At 67.1% G+C, this 20,544-nt stretch carries 19 protein-coding genes, 1 tRNA gene and 1 pseudogene; 15 read left to right on the top strand and 6 right to left on the bottom strand.

Going from position 1 to position 20,544, the window contains the following annotated elements:
• Positions 1-93: 93 nt before the first annotated feature.
• Genes QRO95_RS09580 through QRO95_RS09565 form a run of 4 tightly spaced genes read right to left on the bottom strand, consistent with a single transcriptional unit; the run spans position 94 to position 4,460 of the window.
• On the bottom strand, positions 94-621 hold the full coding sequence (locus QRO95_RS09580; protein ID WP_032127773.1) for a Slp family lipoprotein: 528 nt from the start codon (positions 619-621) through the stop codon (positions 94-96).
• Positions 618-2,567: a DUF3488 and transglutaminase-like domain-containing protein gene (locus tag QRO95_RS09575; RefSeq protein ID WP_149908909.1), complete on the bottom strand. Its 1,950-nt coding sequence runs from the start codon at positions 2,565-2,567 to the stop codon at positions 618-620. Before QRO95_RS09575 ends, QRO95_RS09580 begins: the two co-directional genes overlap by 4 nt.
• The gene (locus QRO95_RS09570) at positions 2,560-3,483 is read right to left on the bottom strand and encodes a DUF58 domain-containing protein (RefSeq protein WP_285302432.1); all 924 of its coding nucleotides are present in this window, start codon (positions 3,481-3,483) and stop codon (positions 2,560-2,562) included. The genes QRO95_RS09575 and QRO95_RS09570 overlap by 8 nt, the downstream gene beginning before the upstream one ends.
• Before the next feature lie 23 nt (positions 3,484-3,506).
• Positions 3,507-4,460 carry a MoxR family ATPase gene (locus QRO95_RS09565; RefSeq protein WP_032127770.1) on the bottom strand — a complete coding sequence of 318 codons (954 nt, stop codon included), beginning with the start codon at positions 4,458-4,460 and terminating at the stop codon, positions 3,507-3,509.
• A 42-nt stretch (positions 4,461-4,502) separates the two neighbouring features.
• Here QRO95_RS09565 and QRO95_RS09560 point away from each other — a divergent pair, with 42 nt between their 5' ends.
• Positions 4,503-6,338, top strand: a complete 1,836-nt coding sequence (locus QRO95_RS09560) for a glycosyltransferase family 39 protein (RefSeq protein WP_032127769.1) — start codon at positions 4,503-4,505, stop codon at positions 6,336-6,338.
• A 98-nt stretch (positions 6,339-6,436) separates the two neighbouring features.
• Here QRO95_RS09560 and QRO95_RS09555 read toward each other — a convergent pair whose 3' ends face one another.
• Positions 6,437-7,006, bottom strand: coding sequence for a nucleoside triphosphate pyrophosphatase (locus tag QRO95_RS09555; protein WP_285302418.1), 570 nt, complete (start codon positions 7,004-7,006; stop codon positions 6,437-6,439).
• Positions 7,007-7,119: 113 nt separating this feature from the next.
• Between QRO95_RS09555 and QRO95_RS09550 the strand changes: the two genes are divergently transcribed.
• From QRO95_RS09550 to QRO95_RS09485, 14 genes are all read left to right on the top strand, one after another.
• Entirely contained in the window at positions 7,120-7,629 is a 510-nt protein-coding gene (locus QRO95_RS09550; RefSeq protein WP_032127767.1) for a YceD family protein, read from the top strand.
• A 107-nt stretch (positions 7,630-7,736) separates the two neighbouring features.
• Entirely contained in the window at positions 7,737-7,931 is a 195-nt protein-coding gene (gene rpmF / locus QRO95_RS09545; protein ID WP_004154640.1) for a 50S ribosomal protein L32, read from the top strand.
• Between the two features lie 91 nt (positions 7,932-8,022).
• Positions 8,023-9,000 carry a beta-ketoacyl-ACP synthase III gene (locus tag QRO95_RS09540; RefSeq protein ID WP_032127766.1) on the top strand — a complete coding sequence of 326 codons (978 nt, stop codon included), beginning with the start codon at positions 8,023-8,025 and terminating at the stop codon, positions 8,998-9,000.
• A gap of 77 nt (positions 9,001-9,077) precedes the next feature.
• A complete protein-coding gene (locus QRO95_RS09535; protein WP_032127765.1) occupies positions 9,078-9,860 on the top strand; it encodes a hypothetical protein in 783 nt (260 codons plus the stop codon).
• Between the two features lie 135 nt (positions 9,861-9,995).
• Positions 9,996-10,940 (top strand): ACP S-malonyltransferase, encoded by a 945-nt coding sequence (fabD, locus tag QRO95_RS09530; RefSeq protein WP_032127764.1) that lies wholly within the window; start codon positions 9,996-9,998, stop codon positions 10,938-10,940.
• Between the two features lie 82 nt (positions 10,941-11,022).
• Entirely contained in the window at positions 11,023-11,766 is a 744-nt protein-coding gene (gene fabG / locus QRO95_RS09525) for a 3-oxoacyl-ACP reductase FabG (protein ID WP_004146899.1), read from the top strand.
• A gap of 152 nt (positions 11,767-11,918) precedes the next feature.
• Entirely contained in the window at positions 11,919-12,158 is a 240-nt protein-coding gene (acpP, locus tag QRO95_RS09520) for an acyl carrier protein (RefSeq protein ID WP_005415509.1), read from the top strand.
• 143 nt (positions 12,159-12,301) lie between these two features.
• A complete protein-coding gene (gene fabF, locus QRO95_RS09515) occupies positions 12,302-13,564 on the top strand; it encodes a beta-ketoacyl-ACP synthase II (RefSeq protein ID WP_049400645.1) in 1,263 nt (420 codons plus the stop codon).
• Positions 13,565-13,698: 134 nt separating this feature from the next.
• Positions 13,699-15,063 (top strand): aminodeoxychorismate synthase component I, encoded by a 1,365-nt coding sequence (locus QRO95_RS09510; RefSeq protein WP_285302412.1) that lies wholly within the window; start codon positions 13,699-13,701, stop codon positions 15,061-15,063.
• 151 nt (positions 15,064-15,214) lie between these two features.
• Positions 15,215-16,276 carry an endolytic transglycosylase MltG gene (mltG, locus tag QRO95_RS09505; protein ID WP_049400647.1) on the top strand — a complete coding sequence of 354 codons (1,062 nt, stop codon included), beginning with the start codon at positions 15,215-15,217 and terminating at the stop codon, positions 16,274-16,276.
• The gene (tmk, locus tag QRO95_RS09500) at positions 16,273-16,938 is read left to right on the top strand and encodes a dTMP kinase (protein ID WP_032127760.1); all 666 of its coding nucleotides are present in this window, start codon (positions 16,273-16,275) and stop codon (positions 16,936-16,938) included. The genes mltG and tmk overlap by 4 nt, the downstream gene beginning before the upstream one ends.
• The gene (locus QRO95_RS09495; RefSeq protein ID WP_164079917.1) at positions 16,935-17,891 is read left to right on the top strand and encodes a DNA polymerase III subunit delta'; all 957 of its coding nucleotides are present in this window, start codon (positions 16,935-16,937) and stop codon (positions 17,889-17,891) included. Before tmk ends, QRO95_RS09495 begins: the two co-directional genes overlap by 4 nt.
• The gene (locus QRO95_RS09490; RefSeq protein WP_005412452.1) at positions 17,888-18,241 is read left to right on the top strand and encodes a PilZ domain-containing protein; all 354 of its coding nucleotides are present in this window, start codon (positions 17,888-17,890) and stop codon (positions 18,239-18,241) included. The genes QRO95_RS09495 and QRO95_RS09490 overlap by 4 nt, the downstream gene beginning before the upstream one ends.
• Before the next feature lie 135 nt (positions 18,242-18,376).
• Positions 18,377-18,451 (top strand) — tRNA-Val (locus QRO95_RS09485).
• A 75-nt stretch (positions 18,452-18,526) separates the two neighbouring features.
• Here the strand turns inward: QRO95_RS09485 and QRO95_RS09480 are convergent.
• Positions 18,527-20,544, bottom strand: a pseudogene (locus QRO95_RS09480) (hypothetical protein); the annotation flags it as partial.

Below are 20,544 nucleotides of genomic sequence, written 5' to 3'. Positions count from 1 at the left end.
CTATCCACGCATGGCGTGGATCTACCGTATCCCGGCGTGGATGGAAAAGGCCGCCCGAGGGCGGCCTTTTCCGTCATGCCTGTGCGGTGATGATCACCACCAGCCCCAGCGACCATAGCCGCCCCAGTACGGGCCGTACGGGCTCGGGCCCCACGGGCCATAGGGATAGGGCACCACGTCGACCTGACGCTGTTCCGGCCACAGGTAGATCACATCGGCCGACAGCTTCGGCAGGCGGTAGTCGTATTCGCCGATGCGGGTGTTCTGGTAGCCGTCGATCTTGCCGATGAAGGTCACGTCACGACCGGCTTCGAACACCGCCGGGTCGTAGAAGCCGGCACGGCAGGCGATGAAACGACCGTCGCTGGCATCGGACGAAGTGGTGTTCGGGCGGCCACTGCCATTGAGCGGGCGCGAGATGATCTGGAAGCAGGTCTCGCCTTGGCCGGGCTTGGTTTCGATGATGCGACCGCCCCAACGGACCGGCGTGCCGACCTGCTGGGTAGCGACTGAATCGCGAGGGGAGACCAGGCTGAACTGTCCCTGCAGCGGCTTGGGGGCCGTGGCGCAGGCCGACAGGGCCAGCGTGGCCACAGCGGTGAGAAGGAACTTGGTGTTCATGGGGAGGCTCCGGAAGTCGGGCGATGCCTGCGCAGGTCCCGCAATAATGAAGCGAGGTCGGTGCAAGTTCCAGCGTAACGCGCATCAGCGAAACGCTGGCTGAGCGCGAGCAGGGCCGGGTCAGGACGCTGCCGGTGTACGCGCTGTGCCCAGTCCTGGGCGGTTTCGTGCGGTTCACGGGCCAGACCGAGGCGGGCGTAGCGCCGTCCGAGCCGGTGCCAGGCGCGCAGCAGAGGGTCGCGTTCGCGCTCGCCACGGGCCAGCAGCCAGGCCATCCACGCCAGCGCCAGCAGTGCGGCCACCACGAAGCCAGCGACCAGCTGCCCGGGGCCCAGATCGTCCAGCCCGAACGGCTTGAGCAGCTGTTGCTGGCGGCGCGCATCGAACGACAGCACCAGGTCGTTCCAGCCGCGGCGCAGCCAGTCGCCCAGCTGGCCCAGCTGCAGCCAACGCTGCTGCAGTGGCGTGTCCGTGCCGGCCTGCAGGCGGTCATCCAGTGTGTCCAGGATGCGTTCCGGTGCCACGGCTGCGGTCGGGTCGACCCGGACCCAGCCGCGCTGCGGCAGCCACACCTCGGCCCAGGCGTGGGCATCCATTCGCCGCACTACCCAGTAGTCGCCGATGCGGTTGCGGGTGCCGCCGGCGAAACCGGTCACCACCCGCGCCGGGACGCCGGCGTTGCGCATCAGCACCACGAAGGCCGAGCTGAAGTGTTCACAGAAGCCGGCCTTGTAGCCGAACAGGAACTCGTCGATCGGGTCGCGTCCCGCCGCAGGGGTGTCCAGCGTGTACGAGAAGTCGGTGGTGATCCACTGCAGCGCGCGGCGCACGATGGCCTCGTCATCGCTGCCAGCCTCCTGTCGCCATTGCTGCGCCAACGTGGCGGTGCGCGGGTTGAAGCCGGTTGGCAGCTGCAGCGTCGCGCGGCGCAGATAGGGCGACAGCGTGCTGTCGAAACGCAGGGGAGGGGCCGAATGCAACCGCCAGCGGCTGAGCGAGGCCAGCGGGCGTTCGCTGCTCAGGCTCATGTCCGCATCCAGCATGCTGCCTGCAGGCGCGCGGCTGGGCAGGTCCAGCGCCACCAGCTGGCGGCGGTCGGTCGGCTCGTAGTCGATCTGGTAATCCCAGCCCTGTGTACTTGCTTCAACCACCGCAGCAGGCCGCCGCGCGCTGGCGCGGTCGCGTGTCCAGCGCCGTCCATCGAAGGCTGTCAGTACAGGGCCGCGCCAGTAACGCTGCGCCGGCTCGGGTGGAGTGCCGAAGAACTGCACGCGCAGCGCCGGGCTGTCGTCGGCCATCAGGTCCAACCACTGGCCGGGCTCCATGCTGTCGGACAACCCCGGTGTACCCACGGCGCGCTCGGGAACACCCCACAGTGGTGTGGCCAGGCGCGGGAACAGCCAGAAGCAGGCCAATGCCAGCGGCAGGCCGATCGCCAACAGGCGGCCGACACCATGCAGCTGCCCGCGCAGTGGCAGGCGGCCGGCATGACCTTCATCCTGGGCCAGGCGTTGCAGCGCGATCAGTGCGCTGCCCCCGGCCAGCGCGGCCAGCGCGGTTGTCAGCGGCCCCTGGTCGAGCAGGAATGCTGCAAAGGGCGAGAACAGCGCGAAGCCGAGCAGGCTGCGGGCATCACGCAGGCTGCGCAGCTCGCTGGACTTGATCGCCAGCATCGCGGCCAGCAGTGCGCAACCGGTATCGCGCCCGGGGCGCACCATGCCCATCTGCCAGACGATGGCGCCGAGCATGCCCAGCACCAGCAGCAGGCGTACCGGCATCGGCAACACTGTCCGCCACGACAGGGCGGCGGTGATGATCGCCGCCAGCGCGATCACACCAGCCAGCAGTGGCGGCAGCTGCAGCAGCAACGGCAACAAGGCCAGCGCCGCGCTGGCCAGGGTCCAGTTGCGGGCATTGCGGTCGAGCAGGGCCGGGGTCTCAGTCATGCGGCATCAGCGCCAGCGCGCGCAGGCACAGGTGATGGTGGCTGGCGCCCTGACCGGGCCCGAACGGCGGGTGTGCAGGCAGCAGCAGGGTGTAGCGGCGGCCCTCGCGCTCGGCCACATCCACCCAGCGCGCCAATCGAGCGATGCGTGCTTCATGGCCCAACGGCGCCAACGAGCGCCAGTCGAGGATCACTTCGATGCCGACCGGCTTTTCGTACTCGCGCACCAGCAGGCTGTCGCGGCGTGCCGAGTGCTTCCAGGAAATGCTGCGCGGCGCATCGCCGGCCCGGTAGGGGCGTAGCTGATGCAGTTCCTCGCCGCTGGCATGGGCGCGGGTGTGCAGCGGATCGCTGCCGCTCTCCGGCAGTGCAGGCGCCACGGCTTCGGCCAGCGGGTAGACCAGCAGCGGCTGTTCCGGCCACACCCACGACCACGCCCGCACCAGGCCCAGCGGCTGGTTGGTGGACAGTCGGATGCGCGGCAGTTCCAGCCAGCCACGGCGTTCGCTGGGAACGTCCAGTTCCACTTCGCCACGGCCGTGCGCAGGCAGCGAGGTCCAGGCGTTGCTGTCACCCAGCTGCAGATGCAGGCCGTGCCGCGCACGCGGGTCACGCAGTGAGAGGTCCACGCGCAGACGCAATGGTTGCCCGGCCGCTACCGGCTCGGCGGAGATCGCATCGATCTGCACGCCGGACAACTGGAGATGCGCGGCAATGGCACTGGCGATTGCTGCTGCCGCGAGCAGCAGGGCCAGCAGCAGCGCCGGGTTGTTGTTGTAGTTCAGTGCGCCCAGCAGCATGGCCGTCAGCAGGGTGGCAACGAACAGGCCGAAGCGGGTGGGCAGCACATAGATGCGATGGCGGTCCAGCCGCCTCGGCAAGGCTTCGGGCCTGCGTGGCCGAGCCAGCAGCTGCATGCGTGCCCAGCGTGTGGCCACGCTCAGTCCACCGCGACGGTCTGCAGGATCGCGCGCGCCAGTGCCGGACCCGAACTGGATTCGGCTTCCGCCACCAGTCGGTGACCGGCCACCGCCACGAACAGGGTCTGCACGTCTTCGGGCACCACATGGCCGCGCCCCAGCAGCAGTGCATGTGCCTTGGCCGCGCGCAGCAGCGCCAGGCCCGCACGTGGCGACAGGCCCACGCGCACACCGGCATGCTGGCGGCTGCGGGTCAGCAGCGCCTGCACATAGTCGATCAGCGCGTCGCTGGCATGCACCTGGTTCACTGCGTCGCGCAGCGCGCGCACCTGGGTGTCATCCAGTTTCGGTACGGCACGCGCGATCAGGTCGCGACGGTCGCTGCCACGCAGCAGCTCGCGCTCGGCCTGCGCGCTGGGGTAACCCATCGCCAGCCGCAACAGGAAGCGGTCCAGCTGCGAATCCGGCAGCGGGAACGTGCCGGACAGATCCACCGGGTTCTGCGTAGCGATCACGAAGAAAGGATCGGGCAGGGCATGGGTCTGTCCATCCAGGGTGACCTGTTGCTCGGCCATCGCTTCCAGCAACGCGCTCTGCGTGCGCGGTGGTGCGCGGTTGATCTCGTCGGCCAGCAGTACGTGGGTGAACACCGGGCCGGGGTGGAACTGGAACTGACGGCTGCCGGCTTCATACACCGACACGCCCAGCACATCGGCGGGCAACAGATCGGAGGTGAACTGCACGCGCTGGAAGCTGAGGCCGAGGCTGCTGGCCAGCGCATGCGCCAGCGTGGTCTTGCCCAGGCCGGGCAGATCTTCAATCAGCAGGTGACCGCCGGACAGCAATGCGACGAACGCCAGCCTGACTTCCGGCACCTTGCCCAGTACCAGTGCGTTCACCTGATCCTGTGCCTCCCGCAGGGCCTGACGCAATTGATCGGTTAGCATGCTGGGGTTGGGGGACGAAGCTGGCATGATCGTCTCAGATCTGGAATCCACTCGATTATCCATAGAGCAATGCAAGGCGAACAGCGCGCACGGACGATATTTCTCTGGTTATGGACGCTGGTCACAGCGGCCAAGCTGATCGTTGCCGCGCGCTTGCCGCTGTTCGTCGACGAAGCGTTCTATTGGCAGGAAGGCCAGCATCTGGCCGCGGCCTATTCGGATCTGCCCGGGTTGACCGCCTGGCTGGCCCGCCTGGGCGTGGAGCTCGGCGGTCATCACGTGCTTGCGCTGCGCCTGCCGTTCCTGGCCATCGGTGCGCTGTTGCCGCTGCTGGTGGTGCGCACGGCCACGCGCTGGTTCGGCAATGTGGCGGGTTGGCAGGCGGGCAGCCTCACGCTGTTGATGCCGTTGTCGGCGACGCTGGGCCTGCTGGCGGTACCCGACGTGCCGATGGCGCTGGCGGCGGTGATCTGCCTGCACGCCGGTGCGCGCCTGCTGCACAACGTGGATGCCTCTTCGGCGATGAAGCTGGCGCTGGGCCTGCTGATCGGTGCGCTCAGCCACTACCGTTTCATCGGTGTCATCGGCGTCGGTTTCATCGCGCTGCTGGCATTGCCGCAGGGGCGGCGCATGCTGGCCGATCCGCGCGTATGGGTCGCACTGGCGGTGGGCGTGCTGGCATGGCTGCCACTGCTGGCGTGGAATGCGGACAACCACGATGCCGGTCTGAAATTCCAGGTGGTCGAGCGTCATCCCTGGGCCTTTGAATGGGGCGGGCTGTGGTTCCTGGTGATCCAGCCGATGCTGGTGACGCCGATCCTGTGCATGGCGATGTGGAAGGTGGCGCTGGCAGGAACCCGGAGCGGTGGCGGTGCGCGCGTGCAGTGGCGCTATTTCGGCCTGGTGGGCGGCGTATCCACACTGGGCATTTTCGTGCTTGGCTTCTTCACTGACGTCGAGCGGATCAGTTTCCATTGGCCGCTGCCGGGCTACCTCGCACTGCTGGTGGCGGTGCCGGTAGTGCTCAACGGCTGGCCGCGCTGGCTGCGCCGCACCGGCTGGTGGCTGGCAGGCGCGGGCATGGTGCTGGCGTTCGGCTACTACCTGATGGCATCCACGCCGGCACTGCGCGAGCAGATGGCCGGCAGCAAGTACTACCCGCGCAATTTCGCTGGCTGGCAACCACTGGCCGTAGCGGTCCATGAAGAGCTTCGGCAGATGCCGGAAGGGACGCGCGTGCTGGCCGGCAACTTCAAGGTCGGCGCCGAACTGGGCTTCCAGCTGGGCAATGGCAACATCGAGGTGCTGCCGCATCCGCTCAATGACAAGCATGGCCGCACCGCGCAGCTGGCACAGTGGGGCCTGCTGCATGAGGGTGAGCGCACGGCGCCGATGCTGCTGGTGCTGTCACCCAGCGACCAGCGCTATCGCGAACTGCTGGAGCGCTATCACGCCATCTGCGATCAGGTGGGGCCGATGCCTGCGCCACGCGTGGTCAGCAGTGATCACGGGTTCCAGCGCTTCCTGTTGTTCCGCCTGCCGGTGCAGCGCGCGGAAGGGCCGTGCGTGACGCCGGCGATGGCGTGGCTGGATGCGCCGTCCAATGGCGAGAAGGTGTCCGGCACGTTCGCGATCAAGGGCTGGGCGTTCAAGGATGGCGTCGGCCTGGCACGTGTCGAAGTGCTGGTCGATGGCCGTTCCATCGGTGACGCCCGCTATGGGCGTGTGTTCGACGTGCGCCCCGTGTGGCCGGACAGCACCGATCCGCAGCACCCGGCGGTGGGCTTCGACGCATCGCTGGATACCACCACGCTGGCGCCGGGCAGGCATTGGCTGGGCCTGCGCCTGTATGGCCGCGATGGCAGCGTGGAGCAATGGCAGGAGCAGCCGTTCGAGGTCCGTTGAGGCCTCTGCTTTTGTAGGGTCGAGCCATGCTCGACTGCTTTTTCCGGGCCGCCTGCCATCTACAGCAGAAGCAGTCGGGCAGGGCTCGACGCTACAGTTCAGGGCACCGCGAAACCGGCCCTGCGCAGCAATCCGCATACCGCAATCAGCGGCAGGCCGACCAGCGCGGTCGGGTCGCGGTTGTCGATGGCGTCGAACAGGCTGATGCCCAGGCCCTCGCATTTGAAGCTGCCGGCGCAGTCCAGTGGCTGCTCGGTGGTCACGTAGCGGGCGATCTCGTCCGGTTCCAGTGCGCGGAAGCAGACTTCGGTCAGATCGACGGACGTGAATGATTCTCCATCACGGCTGAGACAGACGGCGGTGTGGAAGCGCACGGTCTGCCCGGACATCGCTGCCAGCTGCGCACAGGCGGCCACGACCGTACCGGGTTTGCCCAGCGGCTGGCCGTTCAGGTCCGCGACCTGGTCCGAGCCGATTACCCAGGCGCCCGGATGGCGGGCAGCCACCTCGGCGGCCTTGGCCGCAGCCAGGCGCGTGGCCAGAGCCCGCGGCGCTTCGCCATTCAACGGGGTTTCATCCACCTCCGGGCGCGCGCAGTCGAAGGCAAGGCCCAATCGCTGCAGCAGCTCGCGGCGGTAGCGGGAGGTGGAGGCCAGGACCAGTGACATGCGAGAATACCGGGGCAGGGCGCGGCAGTCTGGCGTGTCCGCAGCGCCAGCGGCAAGTCCTGCATGGCGGGCATTTGACAGCCGCCGCCCCGATCCTTAGTATTCAGCGGCTTATGTCCGCGAACGTGCCCGAAACGCTGGATGCCTGGCGGATGGTTGTAGCGCGAAGGCGCTTCGACGGTCAGGTGTCCCTGGCTGAATTGACCCGCCTGCAGGGGTTGGTCGCAGATACCGACGGTGAGTGCAATTACTCGCTTGAATTCGGTCGCGACGACGTCTTGCGGGTATCCTATGTGGAATTGACCATCGACACCGCGTTGCCGCTGACCTGTCAGCGCAGCATGCAGCGATTCCTGTTGCCGGTGAAGATGACCCAGAGGCTTGGCCTGATCCGCGACGAGGACGAGGAATCGTCCCTGCCGGAGGAGTACGAGGCGTTGCTGGTGCCGGAAGACGGCCAGCTGCGTCCGCTGGATCTGGTCGAGGACGAGCTGGTGCTGGCGGTGCCTGTGGTGCCGCTGTCGCCCGACGGTGAAGCAGTCGACAAGGACTGGGCGCCGAGCGAAGAAGAAACAAAGCAGGCCAACCCGTTCGCGGCGTTGGCGGCACTGAAGAAACAATAGCAGCCGGATTGTCGTCGGCGGCTGCGGCGAAAGCGAAAGTGTGCTGGGCGCTGGCGTCCTGCGCGACGATACGACGAAGCAAAACGAACCGAGTTTGGAGCAATCCCATGGCTGTGCAGAAATCCCGTGTCACCCCGTCCCGCCGCGGCATGCGTCGTGCGCATGACGCCCTGAGCGCCAAGCAGCTGTCGACCGACCCGACCACCGGCGAAGTGCACCTGCGTCACCACATCACTGCCGATGGTTTCTACCGCGGCAAGAAGGTCATCCAGACCAAGACCTCGGCCGTCGAAGAAGATTGATGTGCCGGGAAGGCCGCTGCCCCCGGGCAGCGGCCTTTGCCTTCTTTCCCGGGTGTGCCGGTGATCGGCGGCCCGCGCAACAGGAAACATGATGAGCAAGCGGATCTACTCGAGGATCGCGGGCACCGGTAGCTATTTGCCGGAAAAAGTCCTGACCAACGCCGACCTGGAAAAAATGGTCGAAACCTCGGATGAGTGGATCCAGTCGCGCACCGGCATTCGTGAGCGGCACATCGCGGCCGAAGGCGAAACCACCAGCGACCTTGGCTACAACGCCGCCCTGCGCGCGCTTGAAGCCGCAGGCATCGACGCCTCGCAGCTCGACATGATCGTGGTCGGCACGACCACCCCTGATCTCATTTTCCCGTCCACCGCGTGCCTGATCCAGGCAAAGCTCGGTGTGGCCGGGTGCCCCGCCTTCGACGTCAACGCCGCCTGCTCGGGCTTCGTGTTCGCGTTGGGCGTGGCCGACAAGTTCATCCGCTCCGGCGACTGCAGGCACGTGCTGGTGATCGGCACCGAAACGCTGACCCGCATGGTCGACTGGAACGATCGCACCACCTGCGTGCTGTTCGGCGATGGCGCCGGCGCCGTCGTGCTCAAGGCCGACGAAGACACCGGCATCCTCAGCACCCACCTGCATGCCGATGGCAGCAAGAAGGAGCTGCTGTGGAACCCGGTTGGCGTTTCGACCGGCTTCAAGGACGGCGCCAATGGCGGCGGCACCATCAACATGAAGGGCAACGACGTGTTCAAGTACGCCGTCAAGGCGCTGGACTCGGTCGTGGACGAGACTCTGGCTGCCAACGGCCTGGACAAGTCCGACCTGGATTGGCTGATTCCGCACCAGGCCAACCTGCGCATCATCGAAGCCACCGCCAAGCGCCTGGACATGTCGATGGACCAGGTCGTGGTCACCGTCGACAAGCACGGCAACACCTCGTCCGGCTCGGTGCCGCTGGCGCTGGATGCCGCCGTGCGCTCGGGCAAGGTCGAACGTGGCCAGCTGCTGCTGCTGGAAGCCTTCGGCGGCGGCTTCACGTGGGGTTCGGCTCTGCTGCGCTATTGATAGTGCAAGTTACGACAACGTGAAGCTTTGTCGTTGCGGCCCCTCTGGGGCCGTAACGCGTTTAAGGAGGACCTGTCATGGTTGAGCCCATCGTCATCGAAGGGCAACGTGCCTGGCTGAAGCAGTACGGCAAGGGAAGCCGCGCGCTGGCCCTTGGCCTGCTCAATTTTGTTGCCCGTCGTTTTCATCTGGATGCCCTGCGCCCGCCGCCGCACCGTGGCGGTGACGCCGCGCGCGAAACCGAAGCCCGTCGCCTTGCAGAACTGCAGGCGCAGGGCGTGAACGTGCCCGATGTGCTGGGCACCGGCCATGCTGCGCTGGTGATCGGCGACAACGGCAGTTCGTTCAATACCTGCCTGCGCGAAGCCGACGAGGCCGGTCGCGACCGCCTGGTGATGGCGGCCATGCTGGCCATTGCCGCAGCGCATGCGCGCGGCGCCTATTTCGGTCAGCCGTTGCCGCGCAATCTCACCTGGGATGGCGAGAAGGTCGGTTTCATCGACTTCGAGGAAGATCCGCTGGAAGTGATGGATCTGTCCGAAGCGCAGGCCCGCGACTGGCTGATGTTCGGCTATGGCGTGGCCAAGTACTACGCCGACCGCCCCGAGCACCTGCAGGCGATGATGGCCGAGGCGATGGGCGATGCGCAGGCGCCGGTGCGCGAGCACGTGCACGCGGTCACTGGCCGCCTGCGCAGCCTGGCCCGGGTCTGCATGAAGCTGGGCCGCTCGGCGCGCGCGCTGGCCCACTCCATCTTCATCGCCCATGGCGCCAGCACCGCTGGCGTGCTGATGCTGGTGGGCCTGTGCGTGGATTTCCTCGCCGACGGCGATCTGGATGTCCTGCAGCTGTTCTGCTGACTGTGCGTCCGCCGGGCCATGCCCGGCGGCGTTCCGCGGCTGGCCCACCATACGCGTGCATACGCGCACGTACAGACGACACGGCATGTTCCCCCTTATCATGGCCCGCTTCGATTGCAACAAGCGGATGACCGCGTGACCGTATCCACCCTCGCTTTTGTCTTCCCCGGCCAGGGCTCGCAGTCTGTGGGCATGGTGGCCGAGCTGGCTGAACTGCACCCGCAGGTGCGTGAAGCCTTCACCGAGGCATCCGATGGTGCCGGCGTCGACCTGTGGGCGCTGTCCCAGGGTGGCCCGGAGGAAATGCTCAACCGCACCGAATACACCCAGCCGGCCCTGTTGGCCGCAAGCATCGGCGTGTGGCGCGCCTGGAACGCCGTGGGCGGTCCGCGCCCGTCGGTGCTGGCCGGTCACAGCCTGGGCGAGTACACCGCCCTGGTTGCCGCTGGCGCGCTGAGCCTGCATGACGGTGCGCACCTGGTGCGCCTGCGCGGCCAGCTGATGCAGGAAGCCGCACCGGCCGGCGTCGGTGCCATGGCCGCCGTGCTCGGCGCCGAAGACCAGCTGGTGCTGGACGTCTGCGCCGAAGCCGCAGGCAGCCAGGTGGTGGTGCCGGCCAACTTCAATTCGCCGGGCCAGATCGTGATCGGTGGCGACGCCGACGCGGTCGACCGTGCGCTGGCGCTGCTGGCCGAGAAGGGCGTGCGCAAGGCGGTCAAGCTGGCCGTGAGCGTGCCCTCGCACACCCCGTTGATGCGCGAAGCCGCCAACCGCCTGGCCGAAGTGATGGCCGGCCTGGCCTGGCAGGCGCCGCAGCTGCCGGTGGTGCAGAACGTCGACGCCAAGGTGCATGACGGCATTGACGCGATCCGTACCGCGCTGGTCCAGCAGCTGTACCAGCCGGTGCAGTGGACCGGGTGCGTGCAGGCGCTGGCTGGCCGTGGCGTCACCCGGATCGCCGAGTGCGGCCCGGGCAAGGTGCTGACCGGTCTGGTCAAGCGCATCGACAAGGCCATCGACGGCCGTTCGCTGGCCACGCCAGGCGACTTCGAAGCCGCCCGCGAGGCATGGTCGGCCTGATCCCCCTTGTTCCTGCCGACCGTACCGGTGGCCGCTGCAAGCGGTACGGGTACGGCGGCCGTCCCAGCCTGAGGAAAACATCATGAGCAAGCCCCTGCAGGGTGAAATCGCACTGGTCACCGGCGCCAGCCGTGGCATTGGTGCCGCCATCGCCGATCTGCTGGCCGCCCAGGGCGCCACCGTCATCGGCACCGCCACCACTGAATCCGGCGCCGCCGCGATCGGTGAGCGCCTGGCCGCCCACGGTGGCCACGGCCGCGCGCTGAACGTCACCGACGCCGCCGCGCTGGACAGCGTGCTCGATGGCATTGCCAAGGAATTCGGCCCGATCTCGATCCTGGTGAACAATGCCGGCATCACCCGCGACAACCTGCTGATGCGCATGAAGGACGAGGACTGGGCGTCGATCATCGACACCAACCTGACCAGCGTGTTCCGCACCAGCAAGGCGGTGATGCGCGGCATGATGAAGGCGCGCAAGGGCCGCATCATCAATATCGCATCGGTGGTGGGCGTGACCGGCAATGCCGGCCAGGCCAACTACGCTGCCGCCAAGGCCGGCATCATCGGCTTCAGCAAGTCGCTGGCCAAGGAAATCGGTTCGCGCGGTGTCACCGTCAATGTTGTCGCACCCGGCTTCATCGACACCGACATGACCAAGGCGTTGCCGGAAGAAGCGCGTACCGCGCTGATCAACGACATCGCCCTCGAACGCCTGGGTTCGCCGGAAGACATCGCCCATGCGGTGGCCTTCCTGGCCGGCCCGGCTGCCGGTTACATCACCGGCGAAACCCTCCATGTGAACGGTGGCATGTACATGCCGTAAGCAAGGGGCGCAGGGATTGCGCCGCAAGTGGTTGATCTGCGGAGGTTTTTGCTGCGATGCAAGGCCGCGCCGGTTTCCACTACACTATCCCACGGCCATCGCCTTTGATGGCGACCACTTTTGAACCACAACTCCATCTGGAGCGAGATCCCATGAGCACCATCGAAGAACGCGTCAAGAAAATCGTCGTCGAACAGCTTGGCGTCAAGGAAGAAGAAGTCACCAACAGCGCATCGTTCGTCGATGACCTGGGCGCTGACTCGCTGGACACCGTCGAGCTGGTGATGGCCCTGGAAGAAGAATTCGAGTGCGAGATCCCGGACGAAGAAGCCGAGAAGATCAGCACCGTGCAGGCCGCCATCGACTACATCAAGGCCCACGTCAAGGCCTGATGTCAGACGGCAGTGCGCGCGCGGGCTCACGCTCGCCGCGCACCGCACCCCATGGGGCCGCTGTTGCGGCCCCGTGTGTTTGAGCATCACACCGAAGCAAACCGAGTTGCCCGTTGAAATCATCCGGGCCAGGAGAATCAGCAATGAAGCGTCGCGTCGTCGTAACCGGCCTGGGTATCGTCTCGCCGTTGGGCAATGATCTGGCCAGCAGCTGGGAAGGCATCACCCAGGGTCGTTCGGGCATCGGTCCGCTGACCAACGTTTCTGATGCCTATCTGGATCGGTTCACCACCAAGATTGCAGGTGAGGTCAAGGGATTCGACATCACCGCCGACAATGAACTGTTCGGCAAGTTCCGGGTCAGCGGCAAGGATGCCAAGAAGATGGACCCGTTCATCCATTACGGCCTCGGTGCCTCGTTCATGGCCCTGCACGACTCGGGCCTGGAGATCACCGACGCCAATGCCGAGCGCATCGGCGCCATCGTCGGTGCCGGCATCGGCGGCCTGCTCGGCATCGAAGAGCAGACCATCGAGTTCCACGAGGGCAAGAAGATCTCGCCCTTCTACGTGCCCAAGACCATCATCAACATGCTGCCGGGCCAGCTGAGCATCATCACCGGCCTAAAGGGCCCGTCGTTCTCGGCGGTGTCGGCATGCGCGACCTCGAACCATTCGATCGGTACCGCGATGCGCATGATCCAGTACGGCGATGCCGACGTGATGGTGGTCGGTGGTGCCGAACGTGGCTCGTCGCCGACCGCACTGGGTGGCTTCTGCGCGATGAAGGCCATGAGCACCCGCAACGACGCCCCGGAACAGGCTTCGCGCCCGTGGGACAAGGACCGCGATGGCTTCGTGCTGGGCGACGGCGCCGGCATCCTGATCCTGGAAGAGTACGAACACGCCAAGGCGCGTGGTGCGAAGATCTACTGTGAACTGGCCGGCTTCGGCGCCAGCTCCGACGCGTACCACATGACCGCACCGAGCGAGAACGGCGAAGGCGCCGCCCGCTGCATGGTCATGGCCATGAAGGACGCCGGCGTGACCCCGGAACAGGTGGGCTACCTCAACGCGCACGGCACCTCCACGCCGCTGGGCGACCTGGGCGAGACCATGGCGATGAAGACCGCCTTCGGCGACCACGCCTACAAGATGATGGTCAGCTCCACCAAGTCGATGACCGGCCACCTGCTGGGCGCTGCCGGCGGCGTGGAAGCAATCTTCTCGGTGATGGCGCTGCAGGACAACATCATTCCGCCGACCATCAATCTGCAGCAGCCCGGCGAAGGCTGTGACCTGGACTACGTGCCCAACGAAGCACGCCAGGCCAAGGTCGACGTGGTGATGTCCAATGGCTTTGGCTTCGGCGGCACCAACGGCACGCTGATCTTCAAGCGCGTCTGACCGAGTTGTAGCGTCGGGCCACGCTCGACTCCGCCCTTGTGTAGAGTCGAGCCATGCTCGACTGAACGTGCGTTACGCACGAGGAGGCCGCCGCAAGGCGGCTTCCGTGCATCTGAATCCCCGAACTGGCCGCCATGACCCACGCACCGCTGATCCACCCGCTGCCGCACCCGATCGATCTGCTGGCCCTGCAGCAGCACGACCCGTCGCGCTTCCCGCTGCTGATGGAATCCACCGCCTCGGGCACCGCCCAGGGCCGCTGGAGCCTGCTGCTGGCCGCGCAGGGCGATAGCCTGCGGCTGGATGCCGATGGCCAGGTGCGCGACCAGCACGATGCGGTACACGCCGGCAACTTCCTGCAGGTGCTGGACCGCGCCTGGCAGCACGAACGCCTGCCGCATGACGGCAGCCACAGCCTGCCGTTCCGCGGCGGTTGGGCGTTGATGCTGGACTACGAAGTGGCCAGCCAGATAGAACCGGTGCTGCCGGCGCGCGCACGCGAGGACGGCCGCCCGACCGCGCTGGCGCTGCGCTGCCCGGCCGCGGTGCTGCACGACCACCACAACGAGGCCAGCTTCGTCATCGCCGAAGCCGGTGAGCAGGCGTTGCTGGATGCGCTGGTGGCACTGGCCTCGGCCGTGCTGCCCGAAGCCGGGCAGGGCTGGCAGCCGCCGCAGTCGGTGGGCGAGGATGCGCCGCAGCGCTTCACCGACGGTGTGCGCCGGGTGATCGAGTACCTGCGTGCCGGCGATGTGTTCCAGGTGAACCTGTCGCGGCGCTGGAGCGCGCAGTTCGCCGCGCCGGTCAGTCCGCAGGCGCTGTACGCGCAGCTGCGCCGTGCCAACCCGGCACCGTTCGCCGGCCTGTTCAGCGCGCACGGCCGCCATGTGGTCAGTTCCTCGCCGGAACGGCTGGTGTCGGTGCATGCCGGCCACGCGCAGACCCGCCCGATTGCCGGCACGCGTCCGCGCTTCGAGGGGGATGATGATGCCGCGCGCATCCAGGAGCTGGTCGGTCACCCCAAGGAGCGTGCCGAGCACGTGATGCTGATCGACCTGGAACGCAACGACCTGGGTCGCATCTGCCTGCCCGGCACCGTGGTGGTCGATGAGCTGATGACGGTGGAGAGCTACGCCCATGTGCACCACATCGTCAGCAATGTCAGCGGCCATCTGCGCCCGGAGGTCACCCCCGGCGAGGTGATCGCCGCCACCTTCCCCGGCGGCACCATCACCGGCTGCCCGAAGGTGCGCTGCATGCAGATCATCAGCGAGCTGGAGCAAGTGCCGCGCGGTGCCTATACCGGCGCGTTCGGTTGGCTGAACCGCGATGGCGACCTGGACCTGAACATCCTGATCCGCACCGCCGAAGTGGATGGCCACGAGGTGAGCTTCCGCACCGGCGCCGGCATCGTGGTCGACTCGGACCCGGACAAAGAACTGGACGAGACCCGCGCCAAGGCCCGCGGCCTGCTGCGCGCGCTCGGCCAGCAGGGGTAGGCGTATTCCGGTAGTGCCGGCCGCTGGCCGGCAACCCCATTCCCCCACGGTGGGTGCCGACCGTTGGTCGGCACGCAGGCGCCACCCCGGTCATGACCCCAATCCACCGGCACGGTATCCTGCACGACGGAATCGAGTTCAGAGGTAGTCCATGGCGGGAGCCAAGCGCGGGTGTCTGTTCGTGGTAACGCTGGTGGTGGTGCTGGCCGCCGTCGTGGCCGGCGCGGGCGCATGGTTCTTCTACCAGCAGACCCGGTTCGCCGACGCTCCGATCACCCCGTCCGCCGAGAGCGTGGTCATCGCCAGCGGCGATGGCATGAACAGCGTGCTGCGCAAGCTGCGCGACGCCGGCGTGGACGAGGGCCAGGACGCGCAGTGGCAGCTGCTGGCGCGCCAGCTCGATGCGGCCGGCAAGCTGAAGGTGGGTGAGTACGCGCTCAGCAGCGACCTGACCCCGCGTGATCTGCTGCTGCGCATGCGCGCCGGCAAGGTGCTGCAGCACCGCGTCACGATCATTGAAGGCTGGAACATCCGCCAGTTGCGTGCCGCGCTCAAGCGCGCCGAGCCGCTGCTGCACACCACCGACAACCTCGATGACGCCGCGTTGATGCAGCGCCTCGGCTTCGGTGGCCAGCATCCGGAAGGCCGCTTCCTGCCGGAGACCTACGTCTACCAGCGTGGCGACAGCGATCTGGATGTGCTCAAGCGTGCTCACGCTGCAATGCAGGACGCACTGGATGAAGCCTGGGAAAGCCGCGCGCCGGACCTGCCGATCAACACGCCCTACGAACTGCTGACGATGGCCTCGATCATCGAGAAGGAAACCGCGCTGGCCAGCGAGCGCCCGCAGATCGCCGGCGTGTTCATGCGCCGCCTGAAGATCGGCATGCGCCTGCAGACCGACCCGACCGTGATCTACGGCATCGGTGCTGCGTATGACGGCAACATCCGCCGCCGCGACCTGACCACCGATACGCCCTACAACACCTATACCCGCGCCGGCCTGACCCCGACCCCGATCGCCATGCCCAGCCGCGATGCGCTGATGGCAGCCGCGCAACCCGCAGCGGGCGACGCGCTGTACTTCGTCGCCGTGGGCGATGGCAGTGGCGCGCACGTGTTCTCGCCCAGCCTGGACCAGCACAACGCCGCAGTGGCCCGCTACCTGCAGCAGCTGCGCCAGCAACGTACCAAGGAGACCCCGGCGCAATGAGTCCCGCGCTGCTTCGCCACCCGCGTTTCGTCAGCCTGGAAGGCGGCGAGGGCGCAGGCAAGACCACCGCTATCAATGCCATCCGTGACTGCCTGCGCAGCCACGGCCACGAGGTGGTGCTGACCCGCGAGCCGGGCGGTACGCCGCTGGCCGAGCGCATCCGCGGCCTGGTGCTGAAGCCCGATGCCGAGATTGCTGCCGAACCGCTCAGCGCCGAAGCCGAGCTGCTGCTGGTGTTCGCCGCACGTGCGCAGCATGTGCGCCAAGTGATCCAGCCGGCGCTGCAGCGCGGCGCCTATGTGCTGAGCGATCGCTTCACCGATTCCAGCTACGCCTACCAGGGCGGTGGCCGTGGCCTCGACCCGCAGTGGATTGCCGATCTGGAACGACGCGCGGTGGGCCTGCTGCCGGGCCTGACCCTGCTGCTGGACGTGGACGTGGCAGTAGGCCGCGCGCGCGCCAATGGCCGCGACCTGTGGCCGGACCGCATCGAAAGCGAACAGGATGATTTCTTCCAGCGCGTGCGCGAAGTGTTCCGCAGCCGCGCGCAGCAGGACCCGCAGCGCTTCGCGCTGATCGACGCCGGCCAGGTGCAGGCGCGTGTAGCGGCCGATGTGGTCGCACAGGTCGAGCGGTGGCTGCAGGGCGGGGAGGGCGCATGAGCACATTCTCTCCGTGGCAGCAGCGCGCGTTCGACCAGACCGTGGCAGCGCTCGATGCCGACCGCCTTGGTCATGGCCTGCTGATCTGCGGCCCGGCCGGGCTGGGCAAACGCGAGGTGGCACTGGCGCTGGCCGACCACGTGCTGGCGCGCGGCGATGCCGCGCATGCCATGCGCACGCGCCAGCTGATCGCCGCCGGCACCCATCCTGACCTGCAGCTGGTCAGCTTCATTCCGAACAAGAGCGGCGACAAGCTGCGCACCGAGATCGTCATCGAGCAGGTGCGCGAGATCACCGACAAGTTGGCGCTGACCCCGCAGTACGGCGTGGCGCAGGTGGTGATCGTCGACCCGGCCGATGCGATCAACCGCTCGGCGGCCAACGCGCTGCTGAAGACGCTGGAAGAGCCGCAGCCCGGCCGCTACCTGTGGCTGATCAGCAGCGACCCGGCGCGCCTGCCGCAGACCATCCGCAGCCGTTGCCAACGTCTGGAATTCAAGTTGCCGCCGCAGCACGAAGCGCTGGCCTGGCTGCAGCAGCAGGGCCACAGCGAAGCATCGGCGCGCGAAGCGCTGGACGCAGCGCGCGGCCATCCCGGCCAGGCCGACAACTGGCTGCGCGAAGATGGCCTGAGCCTGCGCCGCGAAGTGGGCCGCGAGCTGGAACAGCTGGCCGCCGGCAAGACCGGCGCGGTGGAGCTGGCGCAGAAGTGGTGCGGTGATGACAACGCGGCGCTGCGCCTGCGCTTCGCTGCCGACCTGGCGCTGGCCCAGGCCAGCACCGATGCCTTGACCACGCCGGAGCGATTGCACAAGCTTGCAGCCTGGTTCGATGCGGCCAACCGCACCCGCGACCTGCTGCGCACCACGGTGCGTGCAGACCTTGCCGTGGTCGAGTTGCTGCTGGCCTGGAACAAGGTGAACGAGCGGCCTGCCGCAAGGGGAAATCGATGAGTGCCAGCAACGCCCGCCAGGGCATCCTGTCCCTGGCCGTGAAGGACAAAGCCGCGCTGTACAGCGCGTACATGCCATTCGTGAAGAACGGCGGCATCTTCGTGCCCACGCCCAAGCGCTACTTCCTGGGTGACGAAGTGTTCCTGTTGCTGACCCTGCCCGATTCCAGCGAACGCCTGCCGGTGGCCGGCAAGGTGATCTGGGTGACCCCGGCCGGCGCGCAGGGTAACCGCACCGCCGGCATCGGCGTGCAGCTGGCCGACGGTGCCGAAGGCGAGGGCGTGCGCCACAAGATCGAGACCCTGCTGGCCGGCCTGACCGGCTCGGACAAGCCGACCCATACGATGTAACGGCGCGCGGATTGCCGCCCTCGGTAGCGCCGGGCCATGCCCGGCGGCGTCCCTCGAAATGCCTGTGAACACGAATGTGAAAAACGGTTGACGGCCTCTGAAAAGCCCCTATAATGAGCGGCTCAGCAACACACCGGGCGGTTAGCTCAGCGGTAGAGCATTGCCTTCACACGGCAAGGGTCACAGGTTCGATCCCTGTACCGCCCACCATTCAAAATCAGTGTGTTGCAAGAAAACCGGCGAGAGCCGGTTTTTTGTTGTCCTGCAACGCTCCTGCAAAACGCATCAGCCGCCGGTGCGCATCTGGTGGAACATGCCGCCAGGCCGCGACTGCTGCACCGCCCACTGGTTGATCATCTGGGTGAAGAACTGCTGGATCCGTCGTGCGTCTTCGCTCCCGTCGCCCTGCTGTGTGCTGCTGCTGCCGTCGCTGGTCACGTTGAGGGTGGTGTTGAACTGGTTGGTGATGCCACCGCCCGAACCCATCGAGGACGCCGGCAAGCCAGCAGTGATCGGACGCACCGAGCCGGCATCACCGGGGATCAGGTAGGTCTTTCCACCTTGGTCGAACAGCTCCGGACGGCCGCCCTCGCCCACGCGGTACATGCTTCCTGCCGCTACCGGACCACCGCCGGCGCGGCCACCAGCAGACGCACCGATAGCTGAGCCGAGCGCATTGACCCAGCCGGCACCTGCGCCGGTGTAGCCCGATGCCCACCTGCCGATCGCCTTCATGGCTTCCGAGGCGGCCAGTTCCGCAGCGATGCGCTGCATGGCCTTGGCGAAGCCGCGCACCATCCCGCCCAACCCTTGCTCGAACGGATCGAACAGGAAGTCAGCGAAGGCGTCCTGCATGTTCCGGGCGGCCTGGTCGGTGACCGTCTTCATGGTGGACGTCTTGTCCATCGTATCGTCGGCCATCTTCTGCAGGCCGTCGCCGTACAGGGCCGAGTAATCGTCCTGGGCATCCTTCACCGCAGCCAGGTTGCGCAGCAGCTCCGCCTGCGCCTCGCTCAGCTGCCCGAAGGCGCCGGTCTGGATGTCGTAGCTGACCCGCGCCGCCTCGCTCACGTCGCCGTGCAGGGCGATCTCGCGCTCGAGTTGAGCAATGAAGCCCGCGGCCTTCTCGTTGCCACTGCCATACAGGGCGTCGTAGTCGGCCATCAGCTTGGTTACCGCGTCCTGCTCTTCGCGGACGGCGCCGGCGCGGCTCTTGGTTCCCTTGCCGCCCGTGGGCGCGTCGCCGAACGCGAGCTTGCGCAGGCGGTCTGCCTCGGCGCGTGCCTGCCTCAGCTGCTCCACGGCCTGCTTGTCCTGCGCCAGCAGGTCGGCGGGGTCGATGAAGTTGACCTTCGGCACGGCCGGCGTCACCCCTCGGCCGTCCCGGCCCACCTGGTCGCGGCCGTAATAGGCGAGGTCAGCACCGTTGTTGGCAACATCCCAGCCGATCTTGATCCGGTCCCAGTCCAGGCCGATGACGCCCTTGCCGGCTTCCGCCAACCCGACCATGCCGATGGTCAGGCCTTGAATGAGGTCATCCAGCGCCTGAATCGGCTTCATCGCCACTTCCATGGCGCTGCCCATCACCCGGATCACGTCGCTGATGCCCTGTGCGGTTTCCTCGACGGCCTGGCCGCTGCGCGCACTGTCCACAAACTGGTTCGTCAGGCGCTCCAGGTCGGGTAGCAGGTCGGCCGCCACGGCATTGCCGACACCGGTGACGAACATCTTCATCCGCGACAGGTTGTCGTTGAACGCCTCCGCCTGCAGGCCGGTCTCCGTGGAGATCACCTGGCCGAAGGCCTGCGCCTCGTCACCTGCAGCCTTCAGGCCCTCGGCGCCGTCCTTCAGCAACGGAATCAGGTTCTGGAAACTCCGCCCGAACACTTTCATTCCGGCGGCGACAATCTCCGGTGATCCCTGCTGCCGCTGGAACACATCGGCGAAGTCGTTGAGCACCTCGGTGGCCGGGCGCAGCCTGCCGGTGGCGTCCTGCACGCTGATACCGAGTGCATCGAAGATCCTGGCCTGCTCGCTGCCGGTCTTCAGGGCGTCACCCTGAGCCTTTGCGAGACGGCCAAGACTGCCCTGCATGGCCTCCATGGATACGTCTGCCAAGCCGGCCGCATAGGCCATCTTGGAGAACTCCTCCGTGCTTGCCCCGGAGCGCAGTGCGGCCTTGGACAGCTCGTCCATGCTGTTGATCGAGCTGGCCACCATCGCCGTCAGCGCGGTTGCAGCGCCAGCGAACGCAGTGCCGATCGCGGTGCCGGCGGCAGCCGCCTCTTTGCTGAACTGTTTCA

Origin of the sequence: Stenotrophomonas maltophilia group sp. Smal13, from assembly GCF_030236855.1 — a bacterium.
Classification (GTDB): Bacteria; Pseudomonadota; Gammaproteobacteria; order Xanthomonadales; family Xanthomonadaceae; genus Stenotrophomonas; species Stenotrophomonas maltophilia_A.
This window is presented reverse-complemented; position numbering and strand designations above follow the sequence as displayed.